Genomic DNA, 15,823 nt, shown 5'->3' with positions numbered 1-15,823 from the left:
CTACTGTCGTTTTTCGCTTTACAGGGTTAATACCTTACAGGTTTTAGGAGTTTACGCATGTCGGAGATTTACACCGGACGTTCCAGTGACATTACCAATGCGGGTGGCCTAGTGCCTATGGTTGTCGAGCAAAGCTCACGGGGTGAGCGTGCTTACGATATCTACTCGCGTTTGCTCAAAGAGCGTATTATCTTTTTGGTTGGGCAGGTTGAAGATCACATGGCTAACCTGATCGTTGCTCAGTTGCTTTTCTTAGAAGCTGAAAACCCGGAAAAAGATATACATCTTTATATCAACTCCCCTGGTGGTTCGGTGACGGCAGGTATGGCAATTTACGATACGATGAAGTTCATCCAGCCACAAGTCAGCACCATGTGTATAGGACAAGCGGCCAGCATGGGTGCGTTTCTTTTATCTGCGGGCGAAAAAGGCAAGCGTTATGCGCTGCCTAACTCACGTGTCATGATTCACCAGCCCTTAGGCGGCTACCGGGGTCAAGCAACGGATATCGAAATCCACACGCGTGAAATTTTGAAGATTCGTGAAACACTAAATCGTCTTCTTGCTGAGCATAGTGGTCAATCGATTGAAACTTTGGAGCGAGATACTGAGCGCGACAACTTCATGGATCCGCAAACCGCAAAAGAATACGGCTTAATTGACCAAGTATTGGATAAGCGAGCTGTACCAGGGGTTTAACTAATTTACACACGTGTTCATAAAAGTGTTTGAAGACGTGTTTTTTTGCAAGTTCGAGGTAACCGGATGTCAGACGGTAACACAGGTAAGGGTGATGGCACCAAGCTGTTTTGTTCTTTTTGTGGCAAAAGCCAGGATGAAGTTCGCAAATTAATTGCGGGGCCTTCAGTGTTTATTTGTGATGAGTGTGTTGATCTTTGTAACGACATCATCACCGAAGAGATGCAAGATACCGTTCAGCAAGAAGCAGGGGATAGATTGCCTTTGCCTGCCGAAATTAAGAAAGGCCTAGATGATTACGTCATAGGTCAGGAGCGGGCCAAGAAAGTTCTTGCTGTGGCAGTTTATAACCATTATAAGCGCTTGCGTTACAAGGACAAAAACTCAGATGTCGAGTTAAGTAAAAGTAATATTTTACTGATTGGGCCAACGGGTAGCGGTAAAACCCTGTTAGCTCAGACCTTAGCTCGTATGCTCAATGTGCCTTTCACCATTGCCGATGCAACGACATTAACCGAAGCGGGTTATGTGGGCGAAGATGTTGAAAACATCATTCAAAAGCTTTTGCAGAAATGTGACTATGACGTTGAAAAAGCGCAAGTCGGCATCGTATACATCGATGAAATCGATAAAATATCGCGCAAGTCTGATAACCCATCGATAACGCGTGATGTTTCTGGTGAGGGTGTCCAACAGGCTTTGCTTAAGCTGATAGAGGGAACCGTTGCATCCGTTCCACCACAGGGCGGTCGTAAGCACCCGCAGCAAGAGTTTTTGCAAGTTGATACCTCGAATATCTTGTTTATTTGTGGTGGTGCATTTGCTGGGCTTGAAAAGCTGATTCGTAATCGCAGTGTGAAAAGCTCTATCGGCTTTAATGCTGTGGTTAAGAGCAAAGATGAGAGCAATCTCAGCGATGTTCTGCACGATGTTGAAGCGGACGATCTCGTTAAGTTTGGTTTGATTCCTGAGTTTGTGGGTCGTTTACCGATGATTGCAACCTTATCAGAATTGGATGAGGAAGCATTGATAGAGATTTTGACTCAGCCTAAGAACAGTCTAACCAAGCAGTATGCCGCACTCTTTGAAATGGAAGGTGCAGAGGTTAACTTCCGTGAAGAAGCGCTGCGTGCCGTTGCTCATAAGGCGTTGGAGCGTAAAACAGGTGCTCGTGGTCTGCGCTCAATTCTTGAGGCGACCTTGTTGGATATTATGTACCAGTTGCCATCAATGGAAAATGTATCTAAGGTTGTGATCGATGAGGGTGTTATTCAAGGCACCTCAGATCCGATCTTAATCTATGAAAACCAAGAGCACGCTAAGGCGGCTCCTGATCATTGATGAGACTCCAATAAAAAACCCGGCAAATGCCGGGTTTTTTATTGTCATAAATCCGTTACGGGCGTCGTTGCTTAGACGAGGCGAGCCCATAAAGCGCAGCATCACGTTGTGCTTCAAGTTTGATCAATTCACGAGCCATGAGTTTTTTGTTTTGCCAAAGGCGGGTACGAAGATCTCGGGCTTGGTTGTTAAAGCGCTGATTAATGGCATGCGCATCTTGAGCCACCGATGTTGCAGCGAGTGCGGCTTGATGATTGTGCGATAAGACACTTTGCAAATGCTGCAACTCATGGCGCTCAGAGTAGAGGAAGAAGGCATCTATTTCTCTAGAGAGTTGTGTGTAACGATTATTGAGTTGGTTTCGTTCAGATATGCTGAGCGCTTCGGGCTTGCTATCGGTGGTGGGCTCCGAGCGTGTCGCTTCAGCCGGTTGAGCAAAGGATGGAATTGAGTTAAGGGAGCCTTCCTGTTCCAAGATTTCGGCTTGATCACCACACTGGGTATCAGAGAAAATCAGCCGTCCATCGGGATGGACGCATTTATAAATAGGCTGTGCGCTCAGAGATACGCTTAGGAGGCTGGCACTGACCATCCATAGAAAGTGTTTCACGATTAACTCCTGACATTTAACGCTTGCCTTAAGCTTAAATTGCTTCAGGTTGAACTGCAATACGTTAATGAAAGTGGCCAGGCCTAAAAACAGCCCGGCCTGGACCGTTTAGACGTCTTCGAGTCCCAACTCTTTAATGGAGATCTCTCTCATTTTGAATTTCTGAATTTTTCCGGTGACAGTCATTGGAAACGTGTCGACGAATTTAAAGTAACGTGGGATTTTAAAGTGAGTGATTTTGCCCTTACAGAAGTCACGAAGTGCTTCCTCAGTCACCTCATCGGCACCCGGTTGCAATTTAATCCACGCAATAAGCTCTTCACCATACTTGGCATCTGGAATTCCCGTTACTTGGACTTCTGCAATGCTTGGATGGGTATACAAGAACTCCTCAACCTCCTTCGGATAGATGTTCTCGCCGCCTCGAATCACCATGTCTTTTATCCGGCCAACAATCTGAATATAGCCTTCTTCATCCATGCTGGCTAAATCACCCGTGTGCATCCAGCCTGACTCATCAATGGCTTCAGCCGTGCCTTTTTCATTATTCCAGTATTTCAACATGACACTGTATCCACGTGTACACAGTTCACCGACTTGGCCTCTGGGTAAAATACGCCCAGTCACTGGGTCTATAATTTTGGACTCTAAATGAGGTTGGGTGCGTCCAACCGTTGTCACACGTTTTTCAAGCGGATCATTGGCCCCTGTTTGGGTGGATACAGGGCTGGTTTCTGTCATTCCGTAGGCAATTTGAACTTCCTTCATGTTCATTTTGTGAATGACTTGCTTCATGATTTCGGTTGGGCAGAGCGAGCCTGCCATAATGCCTGTGCGCAGTGATGATAGGTCCGAGTGGGCAAAGTCAGGGTGGTTCAGTTCTGCGATGAACATAGTGGGTACACCATACAACGCCGTTGCGCGTTCTTGATGAACGGCCTTCAAAACGGATCCCGGCTCAAAACCTTCATCTGGATAAATCATGGTGGCACCATGGGTGACGCAGCCAAGATTGCCCATTACCATGCCGAAACAATGATAAAGCGGAACGGGGATAACTAAGCGGTCGAGGTGTGTAAACCCCATACTCTCAGCAACAAAGTAACCATTGTTTAGAATATTGTGGTGCGACAATGTTGCCCCTTTTGGAAAGCCAGTGGTTCCAGAGGTGTATTGAATATTGATGGGGTCATCAAATTGTAGGCCTGATTGAACATCATCGAGCACTTCTTGCGGAATTTCATCGGCCAAGCCCATAAAATCTTGCCAACGCCACATACCTGGATGTTTGACGTTGTCTAGGTTAATCACCCCCTTGAGCTCCGGGAGTTTTTGGGCGTGTAATTGACCCTCTGCACTCATTTTAAGTTCAGGCGCTAGCTCATAAATCATATCGCGATAGTCAGATGTTTTGAATTTATCGGCGGTGATCAAAAAGCGTGCTTCGGATTGGTTGAGCGCATACTCAAGCTCATGTGTCCGATAGGCCGGGTTGATGTTCACCAGAATAGCACCTACTTTTGCCGTTGCAAACTGAGTAAGGGTCCATTCATAGCGATTAGGTGACCAAATGGCGACGCGATCACCTCGACGTACCCCTGCAGCAAGCATGGCTCTTGCACAGATATTGACTTGGTTTTGCAGCTCCCGATAGGTCCAACGTATACCTTGATGCAATACGATTAAGGCATCGTTGTCTGGGTGAAGGGAAGCGGTTGCGTCAAACATATCGCCAATGGTCATGCCCAGCAGAGGTTTGGCGCTTACACCGCTGGTGTAACTCGGTAACGTATTCATCGTACTGACTCCATTATTGTTTTTATAGCCAATAGGCCAGGATATATCTGCCCTGAGTGCTCAGGATTAGCGATGCTGAGCGTGGTATTCGGAATTCGGTTGCATATCGACCGCCAAGGCGACTCGGTTGGTCATGTTGTAAAACCCAACAAGGTTGCAAATATCCCAAATGCCCTGATCACTAAATCCAACAGATCTTAATGTGTCGGACTCCGCAGGTGTGATCAAAGATGGGGTTCGGGTTAGCAACGAAGCATAATCCAGCATGGCTTTGTGGCGTTTTGATAAATCGGCACTGCGGTAATTCATTACTAAGTGCTCGCCAAGACTCGGGTCTTGACTGTACTCTCTGACGGCTGCGCCATGTGCAACTAAGCAGTAAAAACACTTGTTCTCGGAAGAAACAACGACCGCAATCATTTCTCTTTCCAAGGGAGAGAGCTCGCTTTCGCCAAACATCAGTTCGTTGTAAAAGCGACTGAATACTTCAAGTTGCGCCGGGTTGTGGCTATAGGCTTTAAGTACGTTGGGAATCATTCCCAGCTTTTCTTCACATTTCTTGAAGTATCTTTGTATATCGTCTGGAAGGGCGTCCAATGTCGGAATGTTCAGAGCTAATCCAGTGATGGGTTTAGAGGCCATGACACGCTCCTTTTGCTAAAGCGACTTTTGATCCATTGTTCCGTTTCAGCTGCTGAGTAATCCAAAAGCCAGTATTAATTAGTTTTTGTAAATCAATGCCTGTTTCGATGCCTAACCCTTCTAGCAAGTAGAGGACGTCTTCGGTTGCAACATTTCCCGACGCCCCTTTTGCGTAAGGACAGCCGCCTAAGCCAGCAACCGAGGCATCAATAACCTGAATGCCTTCTTCAAGGACGGCGTATAGGTTTGCAACGGCTTGACCGTAGGTGTCGTGAAAATGTGCAGCGAGTTTGTCAATTGGCACGTGTTGAGTCACGGCTTCAAGCATACGCTTTGCTTTTAGCGGGGTGCCTACACCGATGGTGTCACCTAGGGACACTTCATAGCAGCCCATTTCTATTAGTTGCTGCGCGACTTTAGCGACCGCCGACGGTGAAACCTCGCCTTGATAAGGGCATCCCATCACAGTCGACACGTAGCCGCGAACCCGTATGCCATGCTGGCGAGCGGTTTCAATGACGGGAATAAACCGCTCTAAACTTTCTGCGATCGAGCAATTAATATTTTTTTGGGTAAAGGCTTCAGATGCTGCGCTAAAGACAGCGACTTCATCTGCTTTAGCGGCAATGGCGCCCTCAAGTCCTTTTAAATTGGGTGTTAGAGCGGCGAATGTCACGCCTGGACGGCGCTGAATTCCAGATAAAACGTCATGCGCATCTGCCATTTGTGGCACCCATTTAGGTGATACAAAGCTGGCCGCTTCTATGTGTGTTAGGCCTGCATCGGCGAGTCGTTCAATGAGCTCAATCTTGATGGGCGTGGCGATAAAGTCACCAGGCTCATTTTGCAGGCCGTCTCGTGCGCTCATTTCAAACAGGCGCACCGTGCTTGGAAAACTCATGCGCTGACCTCTTCGTTGGCTGTCACGGCAAGCAGTTCGGCACCTTCCGGAACGAGCTCACCTTCATTGAAGTAAATTTCATCAACGGTGCCGTCAACCGGGGAGCGTATTGCATGCTCCATTTTCATGGCCTCCATAATCACCAGGGTTTGTCCTGCCTTGACAATATCGCCGGGGTTGACCATCACGGCGACGACAGAACCATTCATTGGTGCGGTTAAGCTGCCCAGGTTCGTGCTTTCATGTTCGCCAAAGGTTTCTTCATGACGCTCGCAACGGAAGGATTCGCCTTCATGGAATAAGACGAGTTCACGATCATTTAAAGCGCCGTGCACTGAAATCCGGTGGCCATTGATAACGGCTTTTAATTGATCATTGACGAGCTCCGCGTGCAATCGATAGAAGCTTTCACCTATCGAGATCTCGTATGCATGATTCTTTTCGAGTACTTTAAGTTCGTAAAGTTGTTCATCGACACGAAGTAGAAGCGGCTTTGCGTATTCAGAGTTTAAACGCCAGCTATTTTGCTGAGCATAGGGCGACCACAGATCTTGGTTGTGCGGCAAGGTCACTCTGGCTTGTTCAAGCAAAAATCCTGCAGATAGAATTAATGCGCGATGCAAATCCAGGCGTGGAGCAGGGAATAGCAGAGGGCGGTGTTTTTCGATGAAGCCTGTGTCTAGCTGTGCTTCACGAAAGGGCTGCGAGTCTGAAAGCGCATGTAAAAAGCGAATATTGGTTTTAACACCATTAATGCGATACTGCTCTAGTGCTTGGACCATTCGATTAATCGCTTGATCACGGTTTTCGTCCCATACAATTAGCTTGGCGATCATCGGGTCATAATGAATGCTGACTTCATCGCCTTCAACAACCCCAGTGTCCACACGCACATGAGTGCTTTCATCCGGTGTGCGCAAGTAGGTTAAGGTGCCTGTTGCAGGCAAAAAGTCATTATCTGGATCTTCTGCATAGATACGAGCTTCAAGGGCATGGCCGCGAATACGCAGTTCGTCCTGCTGAAGAGGGAGTGGCTCACCATAGGCGACACGCAACTGCCATTCGACAAGGTCTTGTCCTGTAACCATCTCGGTGACAGGGTGTTCAACCTGCAAGCGTGTGTTCATTTCCATAAAGAAAAATGAGCCATCGACATCGTATAAAAATTCAACGGTACCCGCACCGACATAGTTGATGGCTTGTGCGGCTTTAACGGCGGCTTCACCCATGGCTTTGCGAGTGTCGAGTGACAGGCCGGGAGCCGGTGCTTCTTCCAGCACTTTTTGATGGCGGCGCTGAACAGAGCAATCCCGCTCGGCGAGGTAAACGCCATTGCCTTGAGTGTCGCAAAATACTTGGATTTCGACATGGCGTGGTTGTGTTAAATAGCGCTCAAGCAGCATGTCTGGATTGCCAAAAGCATTTTTGGCTTCGCGTTGAGCGGCGGCAAGCGCGTCATTAAACTCCGACATTTGGTTGACCACACGCATCCCTTTACCGCCACCGCCTGCAACGGCTTTCAGTAATAAGGGGAAGCCGCATTTCTCAGCCTCGGCACGAAGAATCTCAACCGATTGCTCCGCGCCATGGTAACCCGGAACCAGAGGGACGCCTGCGCTTTCCATAATGGCTTTCGCCGCTGACTTAGATCCCATGGCGGCAATTGCGCTGGCAGGAGGGCCAATAAAGACAAGATTATTCTTCGCACAGGCTTCCGCAAAGTCGGTATTTTCCGATAAGAAACCATAGCCTGGATGAATCGCTTGTGCACCCGACTGTAAGGCAATGTCGATGATCTTGTCAGCGCGAAGGTAGCTCTCAGCGCTGGGGGCGGGGCCGAGTAAGAAGGCTTCATCAGCCATTGCAACATGGCGAGCATTGGCATCGGCTTCTGAATACACGGCAACGCAACGAATACCAAGCCGATGGGCTGTTTGAATGACGCGGCAAGCAATTTCACCGCGATTTGCAATCAGGATTTTACTGAACATTGTTATTATTCTCCTGTATCCAGTTAGGCTGGCGCTTGTTTAAAAAGGCATTGAGCCCTTCCTGACCTTCAGCGCTGACGCGAATATCCGCAATACGCTTTGCTGTTTCTTCAATTAATTCAGCGTCTATTGCGTGCTGGCTGACTGTAAAAATGAGTGATTTTGCCGCCATCATTGCTTCAGGGCTGTTTAAGCTCAATTGCTGGATGAAGGTTTCAGCGCTATGCGGCAGGTCCGCAGACGTGTCAACAACCTTATGAACCAAGCCAAACATCTGAGCCTCTTCAGCAGTAAAGGCTTCTGCTGTTAAAAAATAGCGCCGAGCTTGGCGCTCACCGATAGCCCGAATCACATAGGGGCTGATCACGGCTGGGATTAAACCAATTTTGACTTCGCTTAGGCAAAAGCGTGCATCTCGACTTGCAATGACAAGATCGCAGCACGCGGCCAGACCGACCGCGCCACCATAGGCTGCCCCTTGTACCAAGGCGAGTGTTGGACGAGAAAAGTGGTTAAGCTTATCCATCAATTTGGCCAGTTGGCGTGCATCGATCAGATTCTCGTTGTGGCTGTTGCCTGCCATGCGCTTCATCCAGCCAAGATCTGCACCTGCCGAAAAATGCTTACCTTCGGATCTGACGACGAGAAGGCGAAGGTGCTCAATTGTTTCCGCTTGATCCAAGAGTGTGATCAGGTTTTGAATCATCGAATCATCAAAGGCGTTGTGCTTTTCAGGACGATTGAGCGTGAGCTCGAAAATCCCGGGACGACGTTCCGTTAGCGTACTGTAGGTGTTGGTGTCTGTCATGATGTCAGTCTCACATGCGGAACACGCCAAAGCGCGTGGGTTCTTGAGGGCGATTTAAGCTGGCTGAAAGACTTAATGCGATGACTTCACGTGTTTGGATAGGGTCGATAACGCCATCATCCCAGAGTCTTGCGCTTGCAAAATAGGGGTGCCCTTGGTGCTCGTAAGTGTCGACGATGGGTTTTTTGAACGTCGCTTCATCTTCGCTTGACCACTCTTTCCCTGCGCGTTCAAGGCTTTCACGGCGCACGGTGGCCAGCACCCCTGCCGCTTGCTCGCCGCCCATAACAGAGATTCGGGCATTTGGCCACATCCAGAGGAAGTCAGGATTATAGGCGCGACCGCACATACCATAATTACCCGCGCCAAAGCTGCCGCCAATTAAAATAGTGAGCTTAGGAACATTGGCGCAGGCAACGGCCATGACCATTTTCGCACCATGTTTGGCTATACCCTCAGCCTCGTATTTGCGGCCAACCATGAACCCTGTAATGTTCTGTAGGAATAATAAGGGAATGTTGCGTTGGCAGCAGAGCTCAATAAAGTGAGCGCCTTTTTGCGCGGACTCTGCAAATAAAATACCGTTGTTGGCAATAATGCCGACAGGGTAGCCGTGAATGTGGGCAAAACCTGTCACTAGTGTGGTGCCATAGAGTTGCTTAAACTCGTCAAATTCCGAGCCATCAACCAGCCGTGCAATCACTTCGCGAACATCAAAGGGTTTGCGAAGATCTGTGCCGACAACGCCATAGAGTTCGGCGGGATCGAATAAAGGGGCTTGAGGTTTTTTAACCGCAAGCAGGAGTTGTTTCTTTTTATTAAGGTTGGCAATACAGCGGCGTGCAATTTGCAAGGCATGCTGGTCGTTTTCGGCATAGTGATCTGCTACGCCAGAGACTTTGCAGTGCACGTCAGCTCCGCCTAGGTCTTCAGCACTGACGATTTCGCCTGTTGCGGCTTTAACTAAAGGGGGGCCTGCAAGAAAAATAGTGCCTTGGTTTTTGACAATGATGGACTCATCTGCCATTGCTGGGACATAGGCGCCACCCGCCGTGCAAAGGCCCATTACCACGGCGACCTGTGGAATCCCTTTAGCTGACATGCGCGCTTGGTTGTAAAAAATACGCCCAAAATGGTCTCGGTCAGGGAAGACTTCGTCTTGACGAGGCAGGTTAGCACCACCAGAGTCGACTAGATAGATGCAGGGCAGGTGGTTTTGCTCTGCGATCTCTTGTGCACGTAAGTGCTTTTTGACGGTGAGAGGGTAGTAGGTGCCCCCTTTAACGGTTGCATCATTGGCAATGATCATGCATTCAATGCCGGATACACGACCCACCCCGGTAATAATTCCGGCGGCAGGGACATCCTCATCATAGACCTGGTAGGCTGCGAGTTGCGATAATTCTAAAAAAGGGGAGCCATCATCAATTAAATGATTGATGCGTTCTCTGGGCAGTAATTTTCCACGTGCAAGGTGGCGCTCTTGGTACGCGGCACCACCGCCTTCTTGAATTTTGGCTACTTTTTCTTTGAGATCTGCAACCACCGCAGACATGGCGTCTGCTTTCGCTTTAAACTCTTCAGAACGCGCATTTATTTTTGTTTGTAGAATTGGCATCTGTAAGCCTCCACGAGCCGGATTAGTTGTTCAGAAAAAGTTCGCGGCCTATCAGCATGCGGCGAATTTCAGAGGTGCCTGCACCGATTTCATAGAGTTTGGCATCGCGTAATAGACGTCCCGTCGGGTATTCGTTGATGTAGCCATTCCCACCCAAAAGCTGGATAGCATCAAGAGCTATTTGAGTCGCCATCTCAGCCGAGTACAAAATGACACCTGCGGCATCTTTACGTGTCGTTTCACCGCGATCAGCCGCGAGTGCGACCATATATACGTAGGATTTAGCCGCATTCATGCGCGTATACATGTCTGCAATTTTGCCTTGAACGAGCTCAAACTCACCGATGGCTTTGCCAAATTGCTTCCGATCACGAATATAAGGTACCGCAACATCCATGGCGGCTTGCATGATGCCTAAGGGGCCGCCAGCGAGAACCAGGCGCTCATAATCCAACCCGGACATCAGAACCTTGACGCCACCGTTCAGTGTTCCCAGTATATTTTCCTTCGGTACTTTGCAGTCTTGGAAAACCAGTTCACAGGTGTTAGAGCCGCGCATTCCCAGCTTGTCGAGCTTTTGAGCCTGAGTGAAGCCTTCGGTGTCGCGTTCAACGATAAACGCCGTAATGCCTTTTGGCCCAGCTTGTAAGTCAGTTTTGGCATAGATAACGTACACATTGGCGTCTGGACCGTTGGTGATCCACATTTTATTGCCATTCAAAACATAGTGGTCGCCGGCATCACGTGCGCTCAATTTCATCGAGACCACATCGGAGCCTGCGTTGGGTTCTGACATGGCGAGTGCGCCGATATGTTCCCCGGAAATCAGTTTGGGTAAATATTTTTCTTTTTGCGCTTGTGTGCCGTTGCGATGAATTTGGTTTACACAAAGGTTCGAGTGGGCTCCGTAGGAGAGGGCAACAGATGCAGATGCGCGGCTGAGTTCTTCCATCGCAATAACGTGTGCCAAGTAACCCATGCCTGCACCGCCGAACTCTTCGCTGACTGTGATGCCGAGCAAACCCATGTCGCCAAATTTTTTCCATAAATCGGCCGGAAAGACATTCTCGTGATCAATATCGGCTGCCCGCGGGGCAATTTCTGCAGCAGCAAAGCTATTAATTTGCTGACGCAGCATGTCCAGTGTTTCACCAAGTCCAAAATTTAATTCTGAGTATTGTGAAATCATGTTGGTTACCTGTTTGTTATTTTTAATGTAAGGAAGAGTTATTTAAATCGTGATTAGCGAGCGGTGTTTGTTCCGAACGCTTTTTTTCTCTTAATTCGTCTAAGGCTGCACGACAGCGTGCTTCTGCACTGTCGATTTCAATTTTTGCCATCTGTATATCGTTTAGCTGCTGCTCAAGATGCGCTTGCTTTTCGGCAAGCGTTTCAAGCATTTTAAGCAATTGTCGTTCGCTGCCACCGGGTGTTTCATCCCAAAGATCAAACAGCTCTTTTGATTCAGCTAACGAAAACCCTAAGCGTTTCCCGCGCAAGATAAGCTTTAGCCGAACCCGATCTTTGGAGCTGTATATGCGTGTTTGTCCTTTTCGATCGGGTTTGAGCAGTCCTTGGTCTTCATAAAAGCGGATGCTGCGGGTCGTGACATCGAATTCACTGGCCAGTTCGCTAATCGAGTATGTTTTCTTTTTTAAGCTCATGTTGTTTACCTCATGCATGTATCAAGACTACTCAAAGTTAACGTTAACGTAAAGTGTATTTTTCACTATAAGTGTAATTTCTATTGAGTGGCGTCGTTGTAGCCCAGTAAGTGAAGGGAGTTGCGCTATATATGGCTTTAATTATACGGCTAAAGTTGTAGGTTTACAGGCGGTTGTTTGTGTTCTACGGGCTAAATTCAGTTAACGTTAGTGATAAATATTGATTTTAAAGGTGTTTCGCTGAGCTCTGCTTGTTTGTGCGTCAATTTCTATAAATTGCACTTTACGTAAAGGTAAAGCTGTGTTATCAATTAGGCAGCAATCGATTATAAAAACAAGAGGCGTGTTGTTATGGGTTTAATGGAGTATTCGAGCTTCATCTCTGATTTTTGCCCCGATCAGTTGGAGAATGAGGTGTTATCGCGATCACTTGAGAGTGGTGTCAATGTGGCCCATGAGATTTGTGATCGCTGGGCGAGCGATCTCGACAAGGTGGCTTTGTATCATGAAGGGGTTGACGGTCGTACGACCTCGATGACCTTCTCAGAGTTGAGTCAAGCGTCGGCTCGTTTTGCAAACTACTTAAAAACAATAGGGGTGGAGCCTGGTGATCGTGTTGCCGGGCTTTTGCCGCGATGTCCTGAGTTGTTGATTGTGGTGTTGGGTGCTTTAAAGGCAGGGGCGGTGTATCAACCGTTGTTTACTGCCTTTGGTTCAGGTGCGATTGCGTATCGTCTGGAGCAGGCCTCTACCCGTTGCATTGTGACGAATCAGGCAAATCTCTCTAAGTTGGTTGAGTTGGAGAATCTCCCGCCTGCACTTTGTGTTGGGTTGAGTGATGGGCTGGGTTTGCAAAATGTATCGGACTTTGAGGCGAGCGTGTCCGTTCAGTCGGATCGATTTGAGCCGGTGTTATTGCAAAGAGACGATCCGTTTTTACAGATGTTTACCTCGGGTACGGTCGGTAAGTCGAAAGGGGTTGCAGTTCCTGTGCGAGCCTTGCTGTCTTTTTATCTTTATATGAAATATGCCATCGACTTGCGGCCTGAAGATCGTTATTGGAATGTTGCTGATCCTGGTTGGGCCTATGGTTTGTATTATGCTGTGGTGGGGCCTTTGTTGTTGGGGCAAGCGACGCACTTTAATGAGCAGGGGTTTACACCAGAAACCACCTATCAAATGATCCAAAAGTATCAAATTACCAATCTTGCAGCAGCGCCCACGGCCTATCGTTTATTGATGGCAAATGACCATTTGCTCGCTCAGGATCAAAGTCTTGGGATTCGAGTGGCGAGCAGTGCAGGTGAGCCGTTGAATCCAGAGGTGATCAGCTGGGTGGGGCGGCGATTAGGTTGTCCTGTCAAGGATCACTACGGTCAGACCGAAACGGGGATGACTTGTTGTAACTACCATCGTCTTGAGCATGTCGAGCGCATCGGTGCAATGGGGTTTTCAATGCCGGGGCATCGAGTGGTTGCGCTGGATGAACAGTTCAATGAGGTGGGAGAGGGTGAGACGGGTCAGTTAGCGGTCGATGTTTCCCAATCTCCGCTGTTTTTCTTCAATGGCTATACTTGGGCGGAGAAGCATCCGTTTCATGGGGTCTATTACTTGACGGGTGATATGGTGTTCTGTCATGGCGATGGCAGCTATTCCTTTACCGGGCGTGACGATGACATTATTACCACGGCGGGGTATCGAGTCGGGCCTGCCGATGTTGAGAGTACCTTATTGGAGCATCCATCGGTTGCGGAGTCGGGTGTTGTGGCTAAGCCAGACGAAAAGCGTGGGTCGATAATCAAGGCCTATGTTGTCATTAAACCTGCGTATGATCCGACTGAAGCGCTTAAGGATGAATTAAAGAATTTGGTGCGTAAACGTTTGTCTACGCATGCCTTTCCGCGCGAAATCGAGTTCGTCGAAGAGTTGCCAAAAACGCCCAGTGGCAAGATACAGCGTTTTATTTTGCGCCAATCGGCTGAGCGTGAAATTGGTTAAAACTTTTTAATCCTTATTTATTAATGAGATGGGTGAGTTGCTAAGGGGTTTGTCAGGTTGTACAACCAAAGTATTACTTGTAAACCCTTAGTGACTATTGATAAGTTAAGTTGACGCTTACGTAAATGTAATGCTTTAAGTCGGCGAATCTAACAATAAAAAGAGGCTGCACACTCCTATGAGTTCCGAATTCGTACTTGAAACCCGCAATCTCGTTAAAGAGTTTAAAGGGTTTACAGCCGTAGACGATGTGAATCTTAAGATTCAAAAGGGTCACATCCATGCGTTGATTGGTCCAAATGGCGCGGGTAAAACCACGGTATTTAATCTGCTGACCAAATTCTTGATTCCAACACGCGGACAAATTCTGTTTAAGGGTGAGGATATTACGGCGATGAAGTCTGCCGCGATTGCCCGTAAAGGCATTATTCGCTCATTTCAGATTTCAGCTGTGTTCCCGCATATGACGGCATTGGAAAATGTGCGCGTGGCTCTACAGCGCTTTGAAGGCAATAGCTTTCATTTCTGGACATCTGAAAAAACGCTTAACCGCTTAAATGATCGTGCATACCAGCTGTTGGAGTCTGTCGGGCTTGAAGCCTTTGCGGATACGGTGACCGTTGAGTTGTCCTATGGCCGCAAGCGTGCGCTTGAGTTGGCAACGACCTTGGCGATGGAGCCTGAGTTGGTGTTGTTGGATGAGCCGACTCAAGGAATGGGTCATGAAGATGTTGATCGTGTGGTTGAGCTGATCCGTCAAGCCGCCGTCGGTCGCACAGTGCTCATGGTTGAGCATAACCTGAGCGTTGTGAGTAAGCTCTGTGACCGCATTACTGTGCTCACTCGAGGAGCAATCTTGACTGAAGGGGATTATGCCACTGTGTCGCAGAATCCTAAGGTAAGAGAGGCCTATATGGGCAGTGAGTCCGCAGCGGTTGAGGGAGCACACTAATGACCGATTCAATCAAACCCAATTATGAACAATTAAAAGTCACGGACTTGCATGCCTTTTATGGTGAATCGCACATTCTTCATGGAATCGATTTACTGGTAAGGCGTGGGGAGTTGGTGACTCTGCTGGGGCGTAATGGTTCAGGCCGCAGCACAACACTAAAATCAATCATGAACATGGTTGGACGTCGAACGGGTTCGATCATGATTAATGGTCGCGAAACCATTGACAGTCCGGCGCATCATATCGCTCATCTGGGTGTCGGTTACTGCCCGGAAGAACGCGGTATTTTTTCAAGCTTGAATGTTGAAGAAAATCTGTTGCTGCCGCCCACTGTGCGCAGTGATGGTATGAGCCTGGATGAGATTTACAGCATGTTCCCGAACCTCTATGAGCGTCGCTACAGTCAAGGTACACGCCTATCCGGTGGGGAGCAGCAAATGCTGGCCATGGCTCGAATTTTACGGACAGGTGCTAACTTGCTGTTGCTGGATGAAATCACTGAAGGGTTGGCGCCCGTCATCGTGCAAAAGCTCGCTGAGGTGTTGATCAAACTAAAAGAAAAAGGCTTAACCATCGTTTTGGTTGAACAAAACTTCCGGTTTGCAGCTCCCTTAGCTGATCGTCACTATCTTATGGAGCACGGTCAGATTGTTGAAGAAATTCAAGCCAATGAGTTGGCCTCTAAGCAAGAATTATTAAATACCTACCTAGGTGTTTAGTTAAAGAAATATTTATTTGTGTAGTGATTATGCAAATAAATGTGTTTTAAAGCGCGTTCTCTTTCATGTAGAAAAAAAAT

14 protein-coding genes are annotated in these 15,823 nt (G+C 48.1%); 5 read left to right on the top strand and 9 right to left on the bottom strand.

Annotated features, from left to right (window positions below; genetic code table 11):
• Positions 1-57: 57 nt before the first annotated feature.
• Together clpP and clpX are read left to right on the top strand one after the other, a co-directional pair.
• The gene (gene clpP / locus F5971_RS12800) at positions 58-699 is read left to right on the top strand and encodes an ATP-dependent Clp endopeptidase proteolytic subunit ClpP (protein WP_036513650.1); all 642 of its coding nucleotides are present in this window, start codon (positions 58-60) and stop codon (positions 697-699) included.
• A gap of 66 nt (positions 700-765) precedes the next feature.
• On the top strand, positions 766-2,040 hold the full coding sequence (clpX, locus tag F5971_RS12795; RefSeq protein ID WP_193495232.1) for an ATP-dependent Clp protease ATP-binding subunit ClpX: 1,275 nt from the start codon (positions 766-768) through the stop codon (positions 2,038-2,040).
• A gap of 55 nt (positions 2,041-2,095) precedes the next feature.
• On the opposite strand, the gene F5971_RS12790 is transcribed toward clpX, so the two are convergent.
• The 9 genes from F5971_RS12790 to F5971_RS12750 all read right to left on the bottom strand — a co-directional run bounded on the left by F5971_RS12790 (position 2,096) and on the right by F5971_RS12750 (position 12,071).
• Positions 2,096-2,650 carry a DUF4124 domain-containing protein gene (locus F5971_RS12790; protein WP_157682409.1) on the bottom strand — a complete coding sequence of 185 codons (555 nt, stop codon included), beginning with the start codon at positions 2,648-2,650 and terminating at the stop codon, positions 2,096-2,098.
• A gap of 108 nt (positions 2,651-2,758) precedes the next feature.
• Complete coding sequence (locus tag F5971_RS12785) at positions 2,759-4,447, bottom strand: AMP-binding protein (RefSeq protein ID WP_193495230.1); 1,689 nt, start codon at positions 4,445-4,447, stop codon at positions 2,759-2,761.
• A gap of 66 nt (positions 4,448-4,513) precedes the next feature.
• Positions 4,514-5,089, bottom strand: coding sequence for a peroxidase-related enzyme (locus F5971_RS12780; protein WP_193495227.1), 576 nt, complete (start codon positions 5,087-5,089; stop codon positions 4,514-4,516).
• Complete coding sequence (locus F5971_RS12775) at positions 5,079-5,990, bottom strand: hydroxymethylglutaryl-CoA lyase (RefSeq protein ID WP_193495225.1); 912 nt, start codon at positions 5,988-5,990, stop codon at positions 5,079-5,081. The genes F5971_RS12780 and F5971_RS12775 overlap by 11 nt, the downstream gene beginning before the upstream one ends.
• Complete coding sequence (locus F5971_RS12770) at positions 5,987-7,981, bottom strand: acetyl/propionyl/methylcrotonyl-CoA carboxylase subunit alpha (protein ID WP_193495222.1); 1,995 nt, start codon at positions 7,979-7,981, stop codon at positions 5,987-5,989. The genes F5971_RS12775 and F5971_RS12770 overlap by 4 nt, the downstream gene beginning before the upstream one ends.
• Positions 7,971-8,789 carry an enoyl-CoA hydratase-related protein gene (locus F5971_RS12765; RefSeq protein ID WP_193495220.1) on the bottom strand — a complete coding sequence of 273 codons (819 nt, stop codon included), beginning with the start codon at positions 8,787-8,789 and terminating at the stop codon, positions 7,971-7,973. The genes F5971_RS12770 and F5971_RS12765 overlap by 11 nt, the downstream gene beginning before the upstream one ends.
• A gap of 10 nt (positions 8,790-8,799) precedes the next feature.
• On the bottom strand, positions 8,800-10,407 hold the full coding sequence (locus F5971_RS12760; RefSeq protein WP_193495218.1) for a carboxyl transferase domain-containing protein: 1,608 nt from the start codon (positions 10,405-10,407) through the stop codon (positions 8,800-8,802).
• A gap of 22 nt (positions 10,408-10,429) precedes the next feature.
• Positions 10,430-11,596, bottom strand: a complete 1,167-nt coding sequence (locus F5971_RS12755; RefSeq protein WP_193495216.1) for an isovaleryl-CoA dehydrogenase — start codon at positions 11,594-11,596, stop codon at positions 10,430-10,432.
• Positions 11,597-11,618: 22 nt separating this feature from the next.
• On the bottom strand, positions 11,619-12,071 hold the full coding sequence (locus F5971_RS12750; RefSeq protein WP_193495214.1) for a MerR family transcriptional regulator: 453 nt from the start codon (positions 12,069-12,071) through the stop codon (positions 11,619-11,621).
• Between the two features lie 351 nt (positions 12,072-12,422).
• On the opposite strand from F5971_RS12750, the gene F5971_RS12745 reads away from it, so the two are divergent.
• The 3 genes from F5971_RS12745 (at position 12,423) to F5971_RS12735 (ending at position 15,743) form a co-directional block, all read left to right on the top strand.
• Complete coding sequence (locus F5971_RS12745; RefSeq protein WP_193495211.1) at positions 12,423-14,069, top strand: AMP-binding protein; 1,647 nt, start codon at positions 12,423-12,425, stop codon at positions 14,067-14,069.
• Positions 14,070-14,247: 178 nt separating this feature from the next.
• Entirely contained in the window at positions 14,248-15,021 is a 774-nt protein-coding gene (locus F5971_RS12740; RefSeq protein WP_193495209.1) for an ABC transporter ATP-binding protein, read from the top strand.
• Positions 15,021-15,743 carry an ABC transporter ATP-binding protein gene (locus F5971_RS12735; protein WP_036513671.1) on the top strand — a complete coding sequence of 241 codons (723 nt, stop codon included), beginning with the start codon at positions 15,021-15,023 and terminating at the stop codon, positions 15,741-15,743. Before F5971_RS12740 ends, F5971_RS12735 begins: the two co-directional genes overlap by 1 nt.
• Positions 15,744-15,823: the final 80 nt, after the last annotated feature.

It is taken from the genome of Nitrincola alkalisediminis (genome assembly GCF_009821115.1).
Lineage (GTDB): Bacteria > Pseudomonadota > Gammaproteobacteria > Pseudomonadales > Balneatricaceae > Nitrincola > Nitrincola alkalisediminis.
The sequence above is the reverse complement of the archived record's forward strand: the minus strand, read 5'-3'. Positions and strand labels throughout refer to the sequence as shown.

Coding starts and splice junctions, on each gene's coding strand:
- clpP (WP_036513650.1), top strand. CDS start 58: ATGTCGGAGATTTACACCGGACGTTCCAGTGACATTACCAATGCGGGT.
- clpX (WP_193495232.1), top strand. CDS start 766: ATGTCAGACGGTAACACAGGTAAGGGTGATGGCACCAAGCTGTTTTGT.
- F5971_RS12785 (WP_193495230.1), bottom strand. CDS start 4,447: ATGAATACGTTACCGAGTTACACCAGCGGTGTAAGCGCCAAACCTCTG.
- F5971_RS12780 (WP_193495227.1), bottom strand. CDS start 5,089: ATGGCCTCTAAACCCATCACTGGATTAGCTCTGAACATTCCGACATTG.
- F5971_RS12775 (WP_193495225.1), bottom strand. CDS start 5,990: ATGAGTTTTCCAAGCACGGTGCGCCTGTTTGAAATGAGCGCACGAGAC.
- F5971_RS12770 (WP_193495222.1), bottom strand. CDS start 7,981: ATGTTCAGTAAAATCCTGATTGCAAATCGCGGTGAAATTGCTTGCCGC.
- F5971_RS12765 (WP_193495220.1), bottom strand. CDS start 8,789: ATGACAGACACCAACACCTACAGTACGCTAACGGAACGTCGTCCCGGG.
- F5971_RS12760 (WP_193495218.1), bottom strand. CDS start 10,407: ATGCCAATTCTACAAACAAAAATAAATGCGCGTTCTGAAGAGTTTAAA.
- F5971_RS12755 (WP_193495216.1), bottom strand. CDS start 11,596: ATGATTTCACAATACTCAGAATTAAATTTTGGACTTGGTGAAACACTG.
- F5971_RS12750 (WP_193495214.1), bottom strand. CDS start 12,071: ATGAGCTTAAAAAAGAAAACATACTCGATTAGCGAACTGGCCAGTGAA.
- F5971_RS12745 (WP_193495211.1), top strand. CDS start 12,423: ATGGGTTTAATGGAGTATTCGAGCTTCATCTCTGATTTTTGCCCCGAT.
- F5971_RS12740 (WP_193495209.1), top strand. CDS start 14,248: ATGAGTTCCGAATTCGTACTTGAAACCCGCAATCTCGTTAAAGAGTTT.
- F5971_RS12735 (WP_036513671.1), top strand. CDS start 15,021: ATGACCGATTCAATCAAACCCAATTATGAACAATTAAAAGTCACGGAC.